This is a genomic window from Arenimonas fontis, from assembly GCF_008386465.1.
Lineage (GTDB): Bacteria > Pseudomonadota > Gammaproteobacteria > Xanthomonadales > Xanthomonadaceae > Arenimonas > Arenimonas fontis.
In genome coordinates this window covers 400,397-420,543 of sequence record NZ_VUOD01000001.1, presented here as the reverse complement: position 1 = coordinate 420,543, position 20,147 = coordinate 400,397, and the positions used below count along the sequence as shown (strand labels likewise).

The 20,147-nt window shown below is 71.1% G+C and carries 16 protein-coding genes; 10 read left to right on the top strand and 6 right to left on the bottom strand.

Annotated features, from left to right (window positions below):
- Positions 1 to 17 precede the first annotated feature (17 nt).
- The 6 genes from F0415_RS01945 to F0415_RS01920 form a co-directional block, all read right to left on the bottom strand.
- Positions 18 to 782, bottom strand: a complete 765-nt coding sequence (locus tag F0415_RS01945) for a queuosine precursor transporter (RefSeq protein ID WP_149859505.1) — start codon at positions 780 to 782, stop codon at positions 18 to 20.
- Complete coding sequence (locus tag F0415_RS01940; RefSeq protein WP_149859504.1) at positions 779 to 1,450, bottom strand: DUF502 domain-containing protein; 672 nt, start codon at positions 1,448 to 1,450, stop codon at positions 779 to 781. The genes F0415_RS01945 and F0415_RS01940 overlap by 4 nt, the downstream gene beginning before the upstream one ends.
- Positions 1,451 to 3,733, bottom strand: coding sequence for a bifunctional serine/threonine-protein kinase/formylglycine-generating enzyme family protein (locus tag F0415_RS01935; protein WP_149859503.1), 2,283 nt, complete (start codon positions 3,731 to 3,733; stop codon positions 1,451 to 1,453).
- A gap of 160 nt (positions 3,734 to 3,893) precedes the next feature.
- The gene (locus F0415_RS01930) at positions 3,894 to 4,382 is read right to left on the bottom strand and encodes a DUF4442 domain-containing protein (RefSeq protein ID WP_149859502.1); all 489 of its coding nucleotides are present in this window, start codon (positions 4,380 to 4,382) and stop codon (positions 3,894 to 3,896) included.
- Positions 4,383 to 4,395: 13 nt separating this feature from the next.
- Positions 4,396 to 5,265 carry a thioredoxin gene (gene trxA, locus F0415_RS01925; RefSeq protein WP_149859501.1) on the bottom strand — a complete coding sequence of 290 codons (870 nt, stop codon included), beginning with the start codon at positions 5,263 to 5,265 and terminating at the stop codon, positions 4,396 to 4,398.
- Between the two features lie 75 nt (positions 5,266 to 5,340).
- The gene (locus F0415_RS01920) at positions 5,341 to 6,639 is read right to left on the bottom strand and encodes a metal-dependent hydrolase family protein (protein WP_149859500.1); all 1,299 of its coding nucleotides are present in this window, start codon (positions 6,637 to 6,639) and stop codon (positions 5,341 to 5,343) included.
- Between the two features lie 122 nt (positions 6,640 to 6,761).
- Between F0415_RS01920 and leuS the strand changes: the two genes are divergently transcribed.
- The 10 genes from leuS (at position 6,762) to tldD (ending at position 20,111) form a co-directional block, all read left to right on the top strand.
- The gene (leuS, locus tag F0415_RS01915; RefSeq protein WP_149859499.1) at positions 6,762 to 9,380 is read left to right on the top strand and encodes a leucine--tRNA ligase; all 2,619 of its coding nucleotides are present in this window, start codon (positions 6,762 to 6,764) and stop codon (positions 9,378 to 9,380) included.
- A gap of 5 nt (positions 9,381 to 9,385) precedes the next feature.
- Complete coding sequence (locus F0415_RS01910) at positions 9,386 to 9,880, top strand: LPS-assembly lipoprotein LptE (RefSeq protein WP_149859498.1); 495 nt, start codon at positions 9,386 to 9,388, stop codon at positions 9,878 to 9,880.
- Positions 9,880 to 10,929, top strand: coding sequence for a DNA polymerase III subunit delta (gene holA, locus F0415_RS01905; protein WP_149859497.1), 1,050 nt, complete (start codon positions 9,880 to 9,882; stop codon positions 10,927 to 10,929). The genes F0415_RS01910 and holA overlap by 1 nt, the downstream gene beginning before the upstream one ends.
- Positions 10,926 to 11,585, top strand: coding sequence for a nicotinate-nucleotide adenylyltransferase (gene nadD, locus F0415_RS01900; RefSeq protein WP_149859496.1), 660 nt, complete (start codon positions 10,926 to 10,928; stop codon positions 11,583 to 11,585). Before holA ends, nadD begins: the two co-directional genes overlap by 4 nt.
- A 31-nt stretch (positions 11,586 to 11,616) precedes the next feature.
- Complete coding sequence (rsfS, locus tag F0415_RS01895; protein ID WP_149859495.1) at positions 11,617 to 12,018, top strand: ribosome silencing factor; 402 nt, start codon at positions 11,617 to 11,619, stop codon at positions 12,016 to 12,018.
- A gap of 61 nt (positions 12,019 to 12,079) precedes the next feature.
- Positions 12,080 to 12,550 carry a 23S rRNA (pseudouridine(1915)-N(3))-methyltransferase RlmH gene (gene rlmH, locus F0415_RS01890; protein ID WP_149859494.1) on the top strand — a complete coding sequence of 157 codons (471 nt, stop codon included), beginning with the start codon at positions 12,080 to 12,082 and terminating at the stop codon, positions 12,548 to 12,550.
- Positions 12,551 to 12,604: 54 nt separating this feature from the next.
- The gene (locus F0415_RS01885; RefSeq protein ID WP_149859493.1) at positions 12,605 to 13,174 is read left to right on the top strand and encodes a Maf family protein; all 570 of its coding nucleotides are present in this window, start codon (positions 12,605 to 12,607) and stop codon (positions 13,172 to 13,174) included.
- Between the two features lie 11 nt (positions 13,175 to 13,185).
- Positions 13,186 to 14,658: a ribonuclease G gene (rng, locus tag F0415_RS01880; protein WP_149859492.1), complete on the top strand. Its 1,473-nt coding sequence runs from the start codon at positions 13,186 to 13,188 to the stop codon at positions 14,656 to 14,658.
- Positions 14,659 to 14,668: 10 nt separating this feature from the next.
- Positions 14,669 to 18,604 carry a YhdP family protein gene (locus tag F0415_RS01875; protein WP_149859491.1) on the top strand — a complete coding sequence of 1,312 codons (3,936 nt, stop codon included), beginning with the start codon at positions 14,669 to 14,671 and terminating at the stop codon, positions 18,602 to 18,604.
- Positions 18,605 to 18,656: 52 nt separating this feature from the next.
- Positions 18,657 to 20,111, top strand: coding sequence for a metalloprotease TldD (gene tldD, locus F0415_RS01870; RefSeq protein ID WP_149859490.1), 1,455 nt, complete (start codon positions 18,657 to 18,659; stop codon positions 20,109 to 20,111).
- Positions 20,112 to 20,147 lie beyond the last annotated feature (36 nt).

Sequence of the window (20,147 nt, the reverse complement as noted above, 5' to 3'; positions counted from 1 at the left end):
GCACCGCCCGGGCAGCCTCAGCCGCGGGCCGCGGCGGCGCGCAAATGGGCGGCCTGGTCGCGGCCCAGCCAGGCGGTGATCAGTCGTCGCATCAGGTAGAGCAAGGGAATCAGGGCGATGGCGCAGGCCATCTTGTAGCCGTAGTTCATCGTGCCCACCGCCAGCCAGAGCGGCGTCGGCCATTGTTGCGGACCGAGCACGAAGGCGATGTACAGGACGATGAAGCTGTCCACCAGCTGCGAGACGGCGGTCGAGCCGGTGGCGCGCAGCCAGACCATGCGCTCGCCGGTGGCGCGGCGGATCCGCTGGAATACCGACACGTCCACCAGCTGGCCGATCAGGAAGGCCGTGACCGAGCCGGCGATGGTCCACAGGCCCTGGCCGAACACCGCCGCGTAGGCCGCCTGGTAATCGGGCACCCCCTGGTCGGCGGCGATGCCCACCCACCACGGTGCCGGCGCCAGACCGATGGCCAGGTAGGCGAACACGAAGCCGTACAGGATCAGCGCCACCGCCAGCCAGCTGACCAGTCGCACACCCCGCTTGCCGTAGAACTCGTTGATGACGTCGGTCATCACGAACACGACCGGCCACAACAGGGTACCGGCAGTGAAGTTCAGCGAACCGCTCTGGCCGAACAGGTTCCACTGCAGCGGCGGCATGCCCAGGGTGTCCTCGAGCGCGAAGATTTTCACGCCGATGAATTCCGCCAGCAGGGCATTGGTGACGAAAAATGCCGCCAGCACCAGCAGCATGCGCTGGGCGCGCTCCTGGCCGGTCATGGTGCCCGCCCCGGCGGCGGGGTGAAGGGCATTTCCTCGGGGCTGACCGCACCACCGGAGATGATGAAGGTCATGGCCTCATCCACGGTCCAGTCGGTGGGCGTCAGCCGTTCGACCGGCACGATCTCCAGGTAGCCCGAGGTCGGGTTGGGCGTGGTTGGCACGTACACGGCGGCCAGCTCGCGGCCCGTGCCCCGTTCGCGCATGACCCGGGTGACCAGGCCGACGCATTTCATCTCCCGATGCGGGAAGTCGATCAGCACCACCCGCTGGGTGCTGCCCGGCTTGGTCTGCAGCAGGTCGAGCAACTTGCGGGCGCTGCCATACACGGTCTTCGCCAGCGGGATGCGGGTTATCACGTCCTCGAACCAGGCCAGCAACCGCTGTCCGGCCACGCGCCGCGCCAGCGCGCCGACCGCGACGATCGCGGCCACGGTCGCCAGCACCGCGAACAGCGTTTGCGCCCAGGGATCGTCCACCCAGCCCAGGGTTCCGGGAGACGCGTAGGCGATGCGCTCCGACAGCGGCCGCACCCAGGGCCGGCTGAGGTCCGACAGCAGCACCAGCACGAACTTGAACACGATCCAGACCAGCCAGATCGGCAGCAGGGTCAGCAGCCCGGTCAGGAAGTAGCGCCGCAGCCGGCGCATGGCCACGGGCAACCGCATTCAGCGCCGCTCCAGTTCGGCCTGGGCGACGTCGCGAACCAGACGGAAGCCGATGTCGTCGAAGCCGACGTCGGCATCGAAGTCGTTGGTCTGGAGCGGGTTGGCCCGGTCGGGCGGATCGCGCCAGCCCAGCCCGCCGGCGAGCCGGCGGGCGCAGCCGCGTTCGCAGTCGGCCAGCCATTCGCGGACGTTTCCACGGGTGCCGGCCAGGCCGAGCGGGCTGGTCGGGCCGGCGCCGGCCGCGGCGGTTCCGTCGCTGCCGCAGGCGATCCGGCCGTCCCGGCAGGCGTTGCCGCTGCCGCGATGATCGGCGACCGGGCGCCATTCGGCGCGGGTCGGGACGCGCCAGTTATGTCCGCTGCGCTGGCCCAGCCACTGGGCATAGGCCCTGGCATCGTCGAAGCTGACGCAGACCACCGGATGGTTGCCGCCCTGGGCGAAACCGGGATCGTCCCAGCGCCGTCGCTTGAGGCTGATCGGTGCCAGCCGGTTGCGGCAGCGGGCGGCTTCCCGGCGGGTGGACGAGGCAAAGGCGGCGTAGTCGGCACGGGTCACTTCATGCCGCATCGCCGCCAGGCCGGGCCGACCGTCACGCGGCAGCACCAGCAAGACGGCGCCGTCGGCCAGCACGTCGCCGGCCTTGGGCAATTCGATGGCCCGCGACCAGGCAGGCTCCAGCGCCTCGGACGGAACGCCCAGGTCGGTGGCCAGAGCCTTGGTGCGGGCGACCGCCTCGGCGTCCAGCGCGTCCAGGCCTGCCTGAAGCCTGCTGGCCAGCAGCGGCACCAGGCCTTCGCGCAGCCCGGTCCAGACCCTGGCCTCCCCGCGCTGCATCTCCGCCACGAAGGGGGCCACGCGTCCGTAGTTGTCCCTGGCCTCCTGGTCCCGTCCGGCCCGCACGGCGTCCAGGATGCGCGGTACGTAGAAGCCGATCACCTGGTCGCTGAGCCGGAAAAGCGCCGGCTCGTTCGGGGCCAGCTCCCGGGCCCGGCGCAGCGACTCCATGGCGTTGTCGCCCGGCGGCAGGCTCAGCCGCTGCCGTTCCATCTGCCGGCGCGCGGCGGCCAGCTCACGGGCGCCAGGTCGGGTCGGGTCGTAGTCCAGGCTGGTGACGGTGAGTTCGGCCGAAACGTTCGCGTAGGGGTCGGGCGCCGGCGCCGGCCCGGGTGACGCGGTGGCGGCCGGTGCCGGAAGGTCATCCGGCCCCGGTTCGGCGGCAGCCGGTTCCGCCGCCGGGCCGGGGACGGCGACCGGCTCGGGCGGGGCGGCCTCGACCGTGAAGAAGTCGTTTTCCGTCTCCGGCCCTTCCCGGCCCCACCAGGCCGCAGCCAGGGCCACCACCAGCAGGGCGCCGGCCACGCCTGCGGCGGGCTTCCACCAGGTTCGGCCGAAGGCCTTGAGCCTGGACAGGTCGAAGGCCGGTTCCGGCGGGCGACCGCCGGCGATCTGGTTGAGCGCGCCCAGCATCTGCTGGGCATTGCGGTAGCGGTTGTCCGGGGACTTGGCCATGGCCCGATCAATGAACGGCTGCCAGTGCCTCTTCTCCGCCGGCAGGCGCGGAATCGGGTCCTGGGCGTGCATCAGGGCCAGGGCCAGGGGATCGGCGGCCTGGTAGGGCAGGTGACCCGTCAGCAACTCGAAGGCCAGGACGCCGACGCTATACAGGTCGGCGCGACCGTCCACGACTTCGCCGCGGGCCTGCTCGGGCGCCATGTAGCCACCGCTGCCAACCGCCAGCCCGGCGGTGGTGATGCGGGTGGAGTCGCGCTTGCTCAGGGCGATGCCGAAATCGGTGAGCAGCGGCCGGTCGGCATTGTCGAACAGCACGTTTTCGGCCTTGACGTCGCGGTGCACGATGCCGCGCGCGTGCGCGTACTCGAGCGCCGAGAGCAGGGAGCGCAGCACCTCGACCACGCGGTCCTCGTCGTGGGTGAAGTCGCGTTGGCCCAGGTGCCCCTTGGCCAGGTAGGGCAGCACGTAATACAGCAGGCCCTGACGGGTGCGGCCCACCTCGTGGATGCCGACGATGCAGGGGTGCTCGAGCTTGGCGATGGTGCGCGCTTCCTGCTCAAAGCGCTGCTTGGAGATCTCGTCGGTCAGGGCCGACGGTGACATGACCTTGATCGCCACCTGCCGGTCCAGCGACTCCTGTACGCCCAGGTAGACCTGGGACATGCCGCCCTTGCCGATCCGGCGTAGCACCCGGTAACCGGGGATCTCCGGCATGTAGCTGGAGAGCAGCGCGGTCAGTTCCTCGGGCGAGAGCTCTTCTTCCTGCTGCATGGCGGCAAGCCGACGGGGGGTCCGGGCTGCCCAGCATACGGCAGTGCGCCGTTCTGGCAAGCCGATGCCGGTTCGCGCCTGTGCGGGCCGACCCCGGCTCGGGCAGCTGGTGCCGTCGGGAAATCGTGCCCAGCCATGGCCGTCCCGGCCGCCGCTCGGCTCAGGTTCCGGCGCCCGTCCCGCCGTCGTCCCGGCCTTCGCGGCGGGAGGGCTTCAGGCGCACGTAGAGCTGCTTGCGGACCCGGGCCACCACGTCGCCGGCCTGGTCACGGATCACGGTTTCGAACCAGCGCAGGACCTTGTCGCCACCGGCGGCGGCCGCGCGCAGCTCCTCTAGCGTGGTGTCGTCCAGCTCGAACTCGGCGACGACGGTGCCGCGACCCGGCTTCTCGAAGCAAATGCTGCCCTCGCGATCCCAGACCAGGTAGTCGGGGCCCAGCCGGCGCATCGCCATCAGCATCCAGAACGGGTCGGTCATGGCGAACAGGCTGCCGCCGAAGTGGGTGCCGACGTAGTTGCGGTTGTACCAGCGCTGGCGCAGCTCGACCCGGGCACGGCGGAAGTCGGGCGTCAGTTCGGTGACGCGCACGCCCGAGAAGAGGTAGGGCGGCCAGACGTTGAGCAGCAGGCGCAGGCGCGAGGCATTCATCGCGGCGCCCGCCTCAGAACAGCAGCGAGGCCATCTTGCGCCGGTAAGTGCCGACCAGGTCCGCATCGGCCACCACCTTGAAGGCGTCGATCAGGGCCCTGCGCGGCAGGCCGTCCTGGAAGTCGCGGTCACGGCGCAACAGTTCGATCAGCTGCTCCAGCGCCTCCTGTTCGCGGCCGGCGACCAGCCACTGCACGGCCAGCAGGTGGCGGGCGCGGTGGTCGTCGGCGTTGGCGGCCAGGGCTGCCTGCAGCACCTCCGGCGGCGGCGCGTCCTTGGCCAGGGCCAGGAAGCCGAGCAGGGCGCGGGCGCGCAGGCTGCGGTCATCCTGGGCCAGGTTGGCGGGCAGGGCGTCGATCAGGCGCTCGGCCTCCGCGGCGGCGCCGGTGCGTAGCAGGGCCAGGGCCAGGTCCAGCTTGAGTTCGTCCTTGTCCGGCTCGGCCTGGACGGCGGCGCGCAGGCGCAACACCTCGGCGTGCGGATCCGCCGGCGGCGCCTCGGCTGGCGCATCCTCCGGTTCGCCGCCCGCCTTCGGCTGGATGCCGTGGTGGGCCAGGAACTGGCGCAGCTGGCCCTCGGGCACGGCGCCGGGAAAGCCGTCCACGATCTGGCCATCCTTGACCAGCATCACCGTCGGCACCGAGCGGATCTGGAAATAGCCGGCCAGCTGCTGCTCGCGGTCCACGTCCACCTTGGCCAGCAGGAAGGCGCCGTTGTACTCGGCGGCAAGCTTCTCGAGGATGGGGCCCAGGGTCTTGCAGGGGCCGCACCAGGTGGCCCAGAAGTCCACCAGCACCGGCACCTCGCGCGACCTGGTCAGGACTTCCTGCTCGAACCCGGGCAGGCTGGCATCGAAAACGAAGGCGTTGCTGGCGGAATTCATCGGCAGGTCGAAAGGGGTGGGGAAAGCCCCGACATGGTGCCGGCCGGGGCCGTTCTCAAGCCATGGCCGGACGGCCTAGTCCGGTTGCAGGACGATGCGGCCGTCCTTCATCACGAAGTCCACCTTGCGCGTGAGGCTGATGTCCTCCAGCGGGTTGCCCGGCACGGCCACCACGTCGGCCCGGAAGCCGGCCGCCAGCTGACCCAGGTCGCCGGCGCCCAGCACCTCGGCGGCGTGCACGGTGGCGGTGCGCAGGGCCTCGGCCGGGCTCATGCCGGCCTCGACCATGAAAACGAACTCGTCGGCGTTGTCGCCGTGGTAGCTGACGCCGGCGTCGGTGCCGAAGGCGATCTTCACCCCGGCCCGGTGCGCGCGGGCGAAGGTGGCCTGGATCTGCGCACCGATGCGGGCGGCCTTGGGCCGGACGATCTCCGGGTAGTAGCCGTCTTCTTTCGCCTTTTCGGCGACGAAGCGGCCGGCGCTGATGGTCGGCACGTACCAGGTGCCGTGCTTCTTCATCAGGGCGAAGATTTCGTCGTCCATGTAGGTGCCGTGCTCGATCGTGCGCACGCCGCCGAGGATGGCCCGGCGCATGCCTTCCTTGCCGTGGGCATGGGCGGCGACGTGGAAACCGTAGTCGCGCGCGGTCTCGACCACCGCCCGCACCTCGTCCACCGTGAACTGCGGCGCATCGCCGCTGCGGGCGTAGCTGAGCACGCCGCCGGTGGCGGTGATCTTGATCAAGTCCGAGCCTTCCTTGTAGCGCTGCCGGACCGCCTGCCTTGCTTCCTCGGGACTGTCGATCACGCCCTCGGCGGGCCCCGGGGTGCCCAGCGCGTGACGCAGTTCCCGGCTCATGCCGTTGGTGGGGTCGGCATGGCCGCCGGTAGTGGCGATGGATTTGCCGGCGGCATGGATGCGCGGGCCCTCGACCAGGCCCTGGTCGATGGCGTCGCGAAGCGCCAGCACGGTTTCGCCGCCGAGGTCGCGCACGGTGGTGAAGCCGGCATGCAGGGTCTTGCGGGCGTAGCCGACCGAGCGCAGCACGGTGAATTCCGGGTTCAGACGGAAGCCTTCGGAGTAGGAATCCGGGCTGGACTGCCCGTCCAGGTGCACGTGCAGGTCTATCCAGCCGGGGCTGCAGGTGTGGCCGCGAAGGTCCACCGCCCGCGCGCCCTCGACCGCGGCCAGCCCGGTCCGGACCTCCCGGATCCGGCCGTCCTCGACCAGGACGGTGCGTTCGGCCAGCAGCCGGCCGGAGGCGGCGTCGAACAGCTGACCGCAATGCAGGGCCAGGCGCTCGGCCAGGGCCGGACCTGGAAGCGCGAGGCTCAGCGCCAGGCAGGGGAGGGTGCGGGCGGGACGCTTGGGCATGGTCGGGCCTCCTGAACGGGCCTCCTGAAACGGTCCGGCGAGCATACCCGGCTGGACCGGCGGCGCCAGCCGGGGCCGGGATTTGTTACGCTGGCGGCCGGATTTTTCCGTCGTCCTCCCCCATGTCCGACCACCACGACGCCAGCGCCTACGACCCGAAGGCGGTGGAAGCCGCCGCGCAGGCCCATTGGCAGGCCACCGGCGCCTTCACCGTCACCGAGGATCCCGCCAAACCCAAGTATTTCTGCCTGTGCATGCTGCCCTATCCCTCGGGCGCACTGCACATGGGCCACGTCCGCAACTACACCATCGGCGACGTCATAAGCCGCTACAAGCGCATGACCGGCCACAACGTACTGCAGCCGATGGGCTGGGATGCGTTCGGGCTGCCGGCCGAGAACGCCGCGATCAGGAACCGCACCGCGCCGGCGAAGTGGACCTACGCCAACATCGAACACATGAAGGCGCAGCTGCAGCAGATGGGCTACGCGATCGACTGGTCGCGCGAGTTCGCCACCTGCCGGCCAGAGTACTACGTGCATGAGCAGCGCATGTTCGTGCGGCTGATGAAAAAGGGGCTGGTCTACCGGAAGAACTCGCTGGTGAACTGGGATCCGGTGGACCAGACCGTGTTGGCCAACGAGCAGGTCATAGACGGTCGCGGCTGGCGTTCCGGCGCGGTGGTGGAGAAGCGGGAGATCCCGCAATGGTTCCTCAAGATCACCGACTACGCGCAGGAACTGCTGGACGGCCTGGACCGGCTGGATGGCTGGCCGGAAGCGGTCAAGACCATGCAGCGCAACTGGATCGGCCGCAGCGAGGGGCTGGAGATCGGTTTCGCCATGGAGGCGATGGCCGAGCCGGTCGTGGTGTTCACCACCCGTCCCGACACCCTGATGGGCGTGACCTACCTGGCGGTGGCGGCGGAGCACCCGGTGGCGCTGTGGGCTGCCTCGGGCAACCCGGAGGTGCGCGCCTTCGTCGAGGAGTGCCGCAAGGGCGGAGTTTCCGAGGCCGAGCTGGGAGCGCAGGAAAAGAAGGGCGTGTTCACCGGCCTGTACGCCATTCATCCGGTCAGTGGCGAAAGGCTGCCGGTCTGGGTCGCCAACTTCGTGCTGATGGGGTACGGCACCGGCGCGGTGATGGCAGTGCCGGGTCACGATGAGCGCGACTTCGCCTTCGCGCACAAGTACGGCCTGCCGATCCGCCAGGTGATCGCCGTGGAGGGCCGCGAGTACGACCCGGACCGCTGGCAGGACTGGTACGCCGACACGGCCGAGCCGGGCATGCGGGTGGTCAACTCCGGCGCGATCGACGGCATGGACTACCGCGGTGCCTTCGATGCCCTGGCCGAGTCGCTGGGGCGCAAGGGGCTGGCGAAGCGCCGCATCAACTACCGCCTGCGCGACTGGGGCGTCAGCAGGCAGCGTTACTGGGGCTGCCCGATCCCGGTCATCCACTGCGAAAAATGCGGGGCCGTGCCGGTGCCCGAGGACCAGTTGCCGGTACGGCTGCCCGAGGACGTGGAATTCTCGGGCGTGGCCTCGCCGCTCAAGGCCGACCCCGAGTGGCGCCGAACCGTCTGTCCTGAATGCGGTGGCCCGGCCGAGCGCGAAACCGACACCTTCGACACCTTCATGGAGTCGAGCTGGTACTACGCCCGCTACACCTCGCCGGGCGCCGCAGACATGGTGGACCAGCGCGCCAACTACTGGCTGCCGGTGGACCAGTACATCGGCGGCATCGAGCACGCCATCCTGCACCTGCTGTATTTCCGTTTCTTCCACAAGCTGATGCGCGATGCCGGCATGGTGGACAGCGACGAGCCGGCCGAGCGGTTGCTGTGCCAGGGCATGGTGATCGCCGAGACCTTCTTCCGGACCGAGGCCGACGGCTCCAAGACCTGGTTCAATCCGGCCGAGGTGGACGTCGTCCGCGACGAACGCGGCCGCATCGCCGGCGCCACCCTGCGCGCGGACGGCAAGCCGGTGCAGATCGGCCCGGTCGAGAAGATGTCGAAGTCCAGGAACAACGGCGTTGACCCGCAGGCCATGGTGGATCGCTACGGCGCCGATACCGTGCGTCTGTTCTCGATGTTCGCGGCGCCTCCCGAACAGAGCCTGGAATGGAACGAGGCCGGCGTGGAGGGCATGGCCCGCTTCCTGCGTCGGCTCTGGGCTCTGGTGCAGCGGCATGCCGCCGAGGGCCGCCCGCCGGCCCTGGACCCGGCCGCCCTGACGGCGGAGCAGAAAGCCCTGCGCCGGCAGCTGCACGAAACCATACAGAAGGTCGGCGACGACTATGGCCGCCGGCACACCTTCAACACCGCCATCGCCGCGGTGATGGAACTGCTCAACGCGCTGGCGAAGTTTGACGATGCCAGCGGGCAGGGCCGGGCGCTGCGCCAGGAAGCCTTCGAGGCGGTGGTGTTGCTGCTCAACCCGATCACCCCGCACGCCTCGCACGCCCTGTGGCAGGTGCTGGGCCATCCGGAGACCACACTGGAGGACCTGCCCTTCCCTCAGCCCGACCCGCAGGCCCTGGTGCGCGATGCCGCCACCCTGGCGGTGCAGGTCAACGGCAAGCTGCGGGCCACCATCGAAGTCTCGGTGAACGCCAGTCGCGAGACCGTCGAGGCGCTGGCCCTGGCCGAGCCGAACGTGCAAAAGTTCGTCGCCGGCCTGGCCGTGCGCAAGGTGATCGTCGTGCCGGGAAAAATCGTCAACATCGTCGCGGGGTGAGTTCGATGCACCGGATACTGCTGCTGCTCTGCCTGGCCTTGCTGGTGGCGGCCTGCGGCTTCCGACCCCGCGGCAGCCTGGAGATCGGAAGCGACCTGGGTCCGCTGCGGGTGCAGGCCGGCGATCCCTACAGCCCGCTGGCCCAGGGTGTGGCCAATGCGCTGCGCCGCGCCGGCGTCGAGCTGGCCGGTCCCGGTGCCGGGCCGACCGCCCTGTTGCGCCTGAGCGGCGAAAGTCTGCGCACCCGGCCCTTGACCGTGGACCGCAGCGCCAAGGTGCGGGAGTACGAAACCATCTATCGAGTGGACCTGGAGTTGCGGGACGCGACCGGCGCGGTGCGCGTTCCCCGCCAGCGCATCGAGATCTCCCGCGACTTCACCTACGACACCGGCGCCAGCATCGGCACCCCGGCCGAGCAGGAGCTGATCGAGGACGAGCTGCGCCGCGACATGCAGGCCGCGATCCTGCGCCGTCTGGACGCCGCTCTGCGCGCCGACTGATGGAGCTGAAGCCCGACCGCCTGGAACGCCAGCTGGCCGGCGAGCCGCTGCGGCCGGTCTACCTGATCGCCGGCAGCGAGCCGCTGCTGGTGCAGGAGCTGGCCGATGCCGTGCGCGCCCGCGCCCGCGAGGAAGGCTATGGCGAGCGCGAGATCCTCGACGCCGAGGGCGGTTTCGACTGGAACCGGCTCGGCCAGGGCATGGCTTCGCTCAGCCTGTTCGCCAGCCGCCGCTTGTTCGACTTGCGCCTGCCCAGCGGAAAACCGGGCAAGGACGGCAGCGAGGCCCTGCGCGAGTACTGCGACGCGCCGCCGCCGGACACCGTGTTGCTGGTCACCTGCCAGGACTGGAGCAAGGCCCATGCCGGCAAGTGGAGCGAGGCGATCGCCAGGGTCGGCCACTTCGTGCCGGTCTGGCCGCTGAAGACGCACGAACTGGGCGACTGGCTGCAGCGCCGGCTGCGCAGCCGTGGCCTGCTGGTGACGCCCGATGCGGTGCAGCGCCTGGCCGACCGGGTCGAGGGCAATCTGCTGGCGGCCGCCCAGGAGGTGGACAAGCTGGCGCTGCTGGCGACCGGGTCCGGGCGCGGGCCGTCGGCCCGGGCCATGGACGCGGACACCCTGGAGCGGCTGGTCGCGGACTCTTCCCGTTTCGACGTTTTCAAGCTTGCCGATGCCGCCCTGGCAGGCGATGCGGCGCGGGTCGTGCGCATGCTGGCCGCCCTGCGCGCCGAAGGCGAGCAGGTGGCCGGACTGATGCCGATGATCGCCAGGGAAGTGCTGCTGTGCGCCGGCCTGGCGCGGGACATCGCCGGCGGTATGCCGGCGGCGGCGGCCATGCGCGCGGCCAGGGTCTGGGACAGCAAGCAGGCGGCGTACCGTCGGGCCCTGGACCGGCATCCGGCCGAACGCTGGGAGCGTTTCGTCGCCGAATGCGGCCGCATAGACCGCAGCGCCAAGGGCCGCGGCCAGGGCGACCCCTGGCTGCTGCTGGAGCGCCTGCTGGTCGCCATCGCCGAGCCGCGGGCGCGCCGGCTGCTGGCCTCGTGAAGCCGGTCCTGGCCTTCGGCGGCACCTTCGACCCGGTCCATGTCGGGCACCTGGCGGTGGCGCGGGCGGTGCGCGATGCCTTCGGTGCCGAGGTCCGCATGTTGCCGGCGGCCGATCCGCCGCATCGTCCGGCGCCCGGCGCCGGTGCCGAGGCGCGGGCGGAGATGCTGGCCCTGGCGATCGCCGGCGAGCCGGGCCTCAGGCTGGACCGGCGCGAGCTGCGCCGCGCCGGCCCCTCCTGGACCGTGGACAGCCTGGCCGAACTGCGGGCCGAGCTCGGTCCGCAGGCACCCCTGGCCTGGGTCCTGGGTGCCGATGCCTTCCGCGGCCTGCCGACTTGGCACCAGTGGGCCCGCCTGCCCGAACTGGCCCATCTGGTGGTGGTGAGCCGCCCCGACCACGACCTGGACGGACTGCCGGAGCCGCTGGCGACCGTCTTGTCAGGGCGTCGGGCCAACCGGCCGGAGGCGCTGGAGACCCGGCCCGCCGGCCTGTGGTACTGCCTGCGGATACCGCCACACCCGGCGTCGGCCAGCGAACTTCGGCGGCGCCTGGCGGAGGGCCAGCCGGCTGACGACTGGCTGCCCGCGCCGGTGTCCGCCTACATCGCCGCGCACGGCCTGTATCGGACCCGGTCCGGCGGGGCCGGCGTATAATCGGCCCCTTTCCATCCGCAGGGTATGTCCTTTGACCAGCCAGGCCCACGTCATCAAGACCCGGTTGCCCGACCCGGCGCCTTCGCCGCAGCGCCTGCTGGCGCAGGTGCATGCGGCGCTTGGAGAGATCAAGGCCAGGGATGTCGTCGAGATCGACGTGCGCGGCAAGACCAGCATTGCCGATTTCCTGGTGGTGGCCTCCGGCACCTCGACCCGGCATGTGAAGGCCGTTGCCGACGAGGTGGTCAAGTTCGCCAAGAAATGCGGCGTGATGCCGCTGGGCGTGGAGGGCGAGCGCGAGGCCGAATGGGTGCTGGTGGACCTGGGCGACGTGATCGTGCATGTCATGCTGCCGCGCGTGCGCGAGTTCTATGCCCTCGAGCGCCTCTGGACCGTTGGCGACCAGCCCCCCGAAGAACCCGCCGCCTCCTGAACGCCTTGTCCGCGTTCATCGGCGCAAATCCGCGTCGACACCCTTTTTCCACCCGAGCCCCATGAAAGCGAGGATCGTTGCGGTTGGGGAGAAGGCGCCCGGATGGGTGAGCGACGGGTTTGCGGAGTACCGCAAGCGGCTGTCGCGCTGGTTGCCGCTGGAACTGGTCGAGGTGACGCCCGGGCTGCGCGGCAAGGGTCGTGATCCCGCCCGCGCCATGGCCGACGAGGGCGAGCGGGTGCTGGCGGCGCTGCCGCGCGAGGCTTGGCTGGTGGCCCTGGACGGTAGCGGCAAGGCCTGGCGTTCGGAGGATCTGGCGGCGCGCCTGGCGCATTGGCGGCAGCAGGGCCGGGATCTGGCCTTCCTGATCGGCGGTCCCGAGGGGCACGCGCCGGCGGTGCTGGCGGCGGCGCACGAGCGCTGGTCGCTGGGTCCGCTGACCCTGCCGCACATGCTGGTACGGCTGCTGCTGGCCGAGCAGCTGTACCGTGCCGCCAGCCTGCTGGCCAACCATCCCTACCACCGGGCCTGAACCGGAACTCTGTCGCCGGTGTGCCGGGGCCGGGCCAGCGGCTATGCTTGGCCGATGCTGCATCTTGCCTCGCAATCTCCCCGTCGCCGCGAATTGCTGGCCCAGCTCGGCCTGGACTTCGGCTTGCTGGATGTGGACGTCCCGGAACGGCGTGCGCCGGGCGAGAGTCCTGCCGACTATGTCAGTCGCGTCGCCCGGGAAAAGGCCGGCGCCGGCCTGCTGCGGGTGATGGCCAATCCCGGTGCGGTAGTGCTGGGCGCCGACACCGAGGTGGTGCTGGATGATCGCGTGTTCGGCAAGCCGGCCGATGCCGCCGATGCCGCCGGGATGCTGCGTGCCCTGTCCGGCCGGCGGCACGAGGTCATTTCCACCGTCTGGCTGGTCAGCGCCGGTCGCGAGCTGCATGCCAGCAACCGTACTTTGGTCACCGTCGAGCGGCTCTCCGATGCGCAGATCGCCGCCTACGTGGCCAGCGGCGAGTGCTTCGGCAAGGCCGGTGCCTACGCCATCCAGGGCCGCTTCGCCGCGCACGTGCCCCGCCTGGAGGGCAGTCACTCCGGGGTGATGGGCCTGCCCCTGCACGAAACCGCCACGCTGTTGCGCGCGTTCGGCCTGCTGGACTGAGGGAGGGCGCGGTGTCCGAGGAGATCCTGGTCAACGTGACGCCGCGCGAGACCCGCGTGGCGGTGGTCGAGAGCGGAATGCTGCAGGAACTGCACATCGAGCGCGCCTCCCGCCGCGGCGTGGTCGGCAACATCTACAAGGGCCGGGTGCAGCGGGTGATGCCGGGCATGCAGGCCGCGTTCGTCGAGATCGGCCTGGAGCGCGCCGCGTTCCTGCACGCTTCGGATATCCATCGGCTGCCGGCCGAGCCGATGGCCGAGGGCGACGTGCCGGCGCCGACCCCGCCGATCACTTCGCTGGTGCACGAGGGCCAGGAGATCGTCGTGCAGGTGGTCAAGGACCCGATCGGCAGCAAGGGTGCGCGCCTGACCACCCAGCTCTCGATTCCGTCCCGCTACCTGGTCTTCCTGCCGCAATCGCGCGTCCTCGGGGTTTCCGCCCGCATCGAGGACGAGGCCGAGCGCGCCCGCCTGAAGGACATCGTCGCCGGCCTGGCCAACGGCGGTGGCCAGGGCTACATCGTGCGCACCAATGCCGAGGGGCAGCCGGCCGAAGCCATGGCCGAGGACGTCGCCTACCTGCGCCGGGCCTGGGAGGTGGTCCGCCATGCCGCCGAGCGCACGCCGGTGGGCGGACGCATCTACGAGGACCTGCCGCTGCCGCTGCGAGCCGTGCGCGATCTGATGCGGAAGAACGTGGACAAGGTACGGGTGGATTCGCGCGAAGCGCTCGAGCGCATCCGCGGGTTCGCCCAGCAGTTCATGCCGGCGCTGGCCGACCGCATCGAGCACTATGCCGGCGAGCGTCCGATCTTCGACCTGTACGGCGTCGAGGACGAGATCCAGCGCGCGCTGCAGAAGGAGGTGCCGCTCAAGTCCGGTGGTTACCTGGTCATAGACCAGACCGAGGCGATGACCACGATAGACGTCAACACCGGCTCCTTCCTCGGCCAGCGCAACCTCGAGGAAACCGTCTACCGCACCAACCTGGAGGCCGCGCAGGCGGTGGCCCGGCAACTGCGCCTGCGCAATCTCGGCGGCATCATCATCATCGATTTCATCGACATGACCGACGAGGAGCACAAGCGGCAGGTGCTGCGGATGCTCGAAAAGGGGCTGTCCAACGACCACGCCCGCACTTCGGTGCACGACTTCTCGCCGCTGGGCCTGGTCGAGATGACCCGCAAGCGCACCACCGAGAGCCTGGAGCGCCAGCTCTGCGAGCCCTGCCACGAATGCGGCGGCCGTGGCAGCCTGAAGACACCGGAAACTCTCACCTACGAGATCTTTCGCGAGATTACCCGCGCCGTGCGCCAGTTCGAGGCCTCGCAGTTGCTGGTGATCGCCTCGCCCCGGGTGGTCGGCCGCATCACCGAAGAGGAATCGGCATCCGTGGCCGAGCTGGAGGAGTTCCTGGGCAAGTCGATCCGTTTCCAGGCCGACGAGCAGTACGCCCAGGAACAGTACGACGTGGTCCTGCTGTGACCGTTCCGGCATGAGCACGCCGCTGCGCCGCCGCCTGCGCCACCTGCGCCGCCTGCTGGGCTACGGCGCGCTGGTGCTGCTGATACTGGCGGCCACCGCGGTCGGCGTGCTCAACCAACTGCTACCCCTGGTCGAACGGCATCCCGAGCGGATCGCCGCCTGGTTGAGCGATCGTATCGGCCAGCCGGTCAGCTTCGACGGCGCCAGCGCGCGATGGACACGGCGCGGCCCGCGCCTGAGCCTGGAGGGGCTGCGCATCGGCAGCGGCGCCGACACGTTGGACATCGGGCGCGCCGAGCTGCTGGTCGCCGTGTATTCGGGCGTGCTGCCAGGCGCGCCCCTGACCGAGCTCAAGGTGCGCGAACTCGATCTCAGGCTGGAGCAGGACGAGGACGGGCGCTGGCGGTTGGCCGGCCTGCCGGTGCGCGAGGGCGTGCCGGCGGCGGATCCGCTGGAGACGCTGGAGGCATTGGGCGAATTGCAGGTGGAGCGGGCCCGGCTGTCGCTGCGCTCGCCGGCGCTGGCGTCCGAACTCCGGCTGGCCAGGGTGGACTTGCGCCTGCGTGTGAGCGGAGACAGCCTGCGGGCCGGCCTGCGCATGTGGGCCAGCCACGAGGGCATGCCCTTGACGGCGGTGGCCGAGCTCCGGCGTGGCGACTGGTCGGGCCGGCTGTGGGTCGGCGGACGCGACCTGGAGCTGGCGCAGTGGTCGCCGCTGCTGGCGGATACCGGCGTAGTGATGGCGGGCCGGGGAGAACTGGACCTTTGGGCCGTCATCCGGGCGCAGCGGGTGGCGGAGGTGCGCAGCCGGGCCAGGCTGGAACCCTTCGCCGTCGGCGCCCGCAGGCCCTGGTATCCGGACGGGGCCGGCGGCCTGCGTTCGCCGGCCGTGGCCTACGAAGGCCTGGACCTGCTGGCACGCTGGCGCAGCGATGCGGACGGCTGGCAGCTACACGCCCCGGAGCTGCGCTTTCGCGAGCGCGGCCGCGAGCGACCGCACGCCCTCGATGGCCTGTGGCTGGCGGTGGCGGGCGAGGTCAGCGCTGTGCGGGCCCCTAGCCTGGACCTGGGACCGGTGCGGGCCCTGGCCATGCTCAGCCCGCGCCTGCCGGACGAGCTGCGCCGTTGGCTTTACGAAGCCGCGCCGGACGGGGAACTGCGGAACCTGCGGGTAGCCGGTCGTCAGGACGAATGGAGCGGCTCGGTCGCGGTGGAACGCCTGCAGTGGCAAGCCCAGGCGCGACGCCCCGGCATGGCCGGCCTGCGCGGCAGCCTCGCCTTCGACCAGGACGGCGGCGTCATGCGCGCACGGGGGCCGGTGAGCTTCGATTGGGTCGCGTTCCGGGAACCGCTGGAGGCGGACCTGACGGGCACCCTGGCGTGGTGGCGCGAGGGTGGACGCTGGCATCTGGGCGCCGCCGGGCTGGAACTGGCCGGTGCGGACTTTGGCGCGCAGGTCCGCGCCGAGCTGGAATTCGACGGCGAGGGCCGGCCCCGCATGGACATGGCGGCTTCGGTCGCGCCGTCCGACTTCGCGGCGGCCAAGCGTTTCTGGGTGCGCGACCGCATGCCGCCACGCACTGTCCAGTGGCTGGACGAGGCCCTGGTGCAGGGGAGGGTGTCGGCCGGCCGCGCGGTCTTGGCCGGCGACCTCGATCAATGGCCGTTCCGTGCAAACAGTGGACGCTTCGACGCCCGCGCCCATGTCTCCGGGGCCACGGTGCGCTTCCACGAGGATTGGCCCGATGCCGAAGACCTGGCGCTGGACCTGGTGTTCGACGGGCCCGGCATGGCCCTGGTCGGCGGCGGCATGATCGCCGGCAACGGCGTCCAGCGGGTGGCCGGCGGCATCACCGATTTCCGCGATCCGGTACTTGCCCTGGACATCGAATCGGCGTCGCGCGGCGAAGCCTTGCAGGCCCTGATGCGTGCCAGCCCGCTGGCGGCCCGCCATGAGGAGCATCTGCGCCACGCCAGCCTGCGCGGGCCGGCTGCGGTGGACCTGACCCTGGAGCTGCCCTTGCGCCGGGACCTCGGTCCGCCCCGCGTCGAGGGCGAACTGGAACTGGCCGGCGCCCGGTTCGAGGATCCGCGCTGGCAACTGCGCCTGGACGAGCTCGGCGGGGTCGTGCGCTTCAGTGCCGCCGGGTTCGCGGCCGATGGCCTGAAGGCCAGCTTCGAGGGCCATCCCGCCCGCTTTTCGCTCCTGGTCGGCGCGGCGACCGGCGATGCCGGCCTCGCCGCCCGCGCCGCCCTGACGGGTGTGTTTCCCGCCGAGCCGCTCCTGCGCCGGCACGAGCCCCTGGCCTGGCTGCTGCCGCATCTGCGCGGCGAAACCGCCTGGAACCTGGTGCTCGAAGTGCCGGCCGTTTCCGGAGACGCGCAGCCGGGTCCGGCCATGCTGGGCGTCGAATCCGACCTGACCGGCCTGGCCCTGGACCTGCCGGCCCCCCTGGCCAAGCCCGCGGCGTCCGCGCTCCCCTTGCGCCTGCTGATCCCGGTGCCGCTGGAACGCGGCGAGCTGCGCCTGCAGTTGGGCGATCTGCTCGCGCTGCGCAGCCGACAGCAAGCCGGCCAGGCGATGGCGGCACATCTGTTGTTCGGTCCAGGCGAGGTGCCGGCGCCGCCGGCCGAGGGGCTGGTGGTGAGTGGCACGGCACCGAGCCTGGATGCCGCCGCCTGGGTCCGCTTCGCCGGCGACGGCGAGGGAACGGCACGGCTGCGTCGGCTCGATCTGCAGGTCCGGGCCCTGGACCTGCTGGGCGCGCCCTTCGCCGATACGCGCGTAAGGCTGGAACGCGACCTCGAACGTACCCTGGTCCGCCTGGAGGGCGAGGCAGTGGACGGCGAAATATCGGTGCCGGCAGAACCGTCGCTGGGTATCGAGGGACGCTTCCGGCGCCTGTATTGGCCGCTGCGCGAGCAGGCCGGGAACGGGCCGGTCGAGCCGGCCGACGGGCCGGCGCCAGGCCTGCCGGCGGCAGCGCCGGCGCCGGGCTCGGCGCAAAGGCCGGCGGACGCGGCGGTCGCCGACGCCGCGGCGGACCCGGACCTGGCCCGGATCGCCGAGGCGGTCCCCTTGCCCGAGCCCGACCAGGATCCGTCCACGCTGCCGGCCCTGCGCTTCGGGGTCGAGGATCTGCGGGTCGGCGCGCTGGTGCTAGGGCGGGCCGAGCTGCAGGCCCATCCTGCCGGCGATGGGTTGCGGGTAGACCGGTTCAGCACCCGCTCCGACGACTTTTCCCTGGATGCCGTCGGCGACTGGCGGCGTGCCGGCGAGGGGCGCGCGGTGTCCGAGTTCAGCGTGGACTTCAAGGCCGACAGCCTGGGCGCCCTGCTCGATGCCTTCGGCCTGGCCGGCATGGTGGACAAGGGCCCCACCACCGGCAGGCTGGAGGGCTGGTGGCCGGGTTCGCCGGGCGGCTTTTCCCTGGAGCGCTTCAGCGGCCGCTTGCAGGTGGAGGTGGGCGAGGGCGCCTTGCTGGAGGTGGAGCCCGGCGGCGGCGGCCGGGTACTCGGTCTGATCTCCCTGGCCGAGATCCCGCGCCGGCTGAGCCTGGATTTCAGCGATTTCTTCGCCAAGGGCTTCGGCTTCAACACGATGAGCGGCGAGTTCGTGTTTGCCGATGGCATGGCCCGCACCGACCTGTTGCGGATCAATGGCCCTGCCGCCGAGATCAGGGTCAGCGGCTCCACCGACCTGCGCCGACGCGAGTACGACCAGCGCATCGAAGTGCTGCCCAAGGCCGGCGGCGTGCTGCCGGCGATCGGCGCCCTGGCCGCTGGCCCGCTCGGCGCAGCGGTCGGCGCCGTCGCCCAGGCGGTGCTGCATCAGCCGCTCAAGCAGGCGGCCCGGACCGTCTACCGCGTCACCGGCCCCTGGGAGGCGCCGGTGGTGGAGGTGGTGGAGCGGGGACCGCCGCCGGTGGAGGGCGACAAGCAATGAGCGGCGTCACTTTGCTTGATTCGTGCCAGCATCGCCCGCACTCTGGCCTCGCATGAGCGACCGCACGACCAATGCCCTTGCGCTCGCCGAACGGCGCCTGCTGGCGCCGGCCGGTCTGGACCTGACCGGGCTGGACCAGGCTTTCGCCCGCCTGATGGGGCCCGGTGTCGAACATGGCGACCTGTACTTCCAGCACAGCCGGCGCGAAAGCTGGACGGTGGAGGACGGCATCGTCAAGGAGGGCGCTCACGCCATCGAACAAGGCGTGGGCGTACGGGCGATCAGCGGCGAGAAGACCGGATTCGCCTATTCCGACGACATCCACGCCGAGGCCCTGCTGGAATCGGCGGCCTCGGCCAGGGCGATCGCCCGGGCCGGCCAGGCCGAAGCGCCCGGTCGGCGGGTGCTGGTGCAGGGGCACGGCCTGTATTCGCCGCTGGATCCGGTCGCAGGCATGGACGCCGAAGTCAAGGTGGCCGTCCTGCGCGAGCTCGAATGCTGGCTGCGCCAGGCCGATCCGCGTGTGCGCCGGGTCGTGGTCAGCCTGTCTGGCGGCGTGGACACCGTGTTGGTGGCGCGCAGCGACGGTGCCACGGCTGCCGACGTGCGGCCGCTGGTGCGTCTCAACGTCCAAGTCATCGTCGAGCAGGGCGAGCGGCGAGAGCAGGGCTATGCCGGCGCCGGCGGCCGTTACGGCTACGAGGAGCTGCTGTCGGGCGAGCGGCCGATGGCCGTGGCGCGCGAGGCCCTGCGCCAGGCCCTGGTGAACCTCGAAGCGGAGGAGGCGCCGGCCGGGGTGATGCCTGTAGTCCTGGGGCCCGGCTGGCCCGGCGTGCTGCTGCACGAGGCGGTCGGCCACGGGCTGGAAGGCGATTTCAACCGCAAGGGCAGCTCGGTGTATGCCGGCCGGATCGGCGAGCGGGTGGCGGCTCCGGGCGTGACCGTCGTGGACGATGGCACCCTGCCGGGCCGGCGTGGCTCGCTCAACGTGGACGATGAGGGGACGCCGACGGGCTGCACCGTGTTGATCGAGGACGGTGTGCTGCGCGGCTACATGCAGGACCGGTTGAACGCCAGGCTGATGGGCATGGCGCCGACCGGCAACGGCCGGCGCGAAAGCTTCGCCCACCTGCCGATGCCGCGCATGACCAATACCTACATGCTGGCCGGCCCCTACGATCCGGCCGAGATCGTCGCCTCGGTGAAAAAGGGCCTGTACGCTCCCAACTTCGGCGGCGGCCAGGTGGACATCACCAGCGGCAAGTTCGTGTTCTCCGCCTCCGAGGCCTACCTGATCGAGGACGGCCGGATCACCCGCCCGGTCAAGGGCGCCACCCTGATCGGCAACGGCCCCGAGGTGATGACCAGGGTCTCCATGGTCGGCCGCGACCTTGCCCTGGACGAGGGCGTGGGCGTTTGCGGCAAGGACGGCCAGAGTGTCCCCGTCGGCGTCGGCCAGCCCACGCTGAAGATCGACGCCCTGACGGTCGGCGGGACCCGGGCCTGAGTGTCTCCAGGCGGATTCGCGCGCGGATGAACGCGG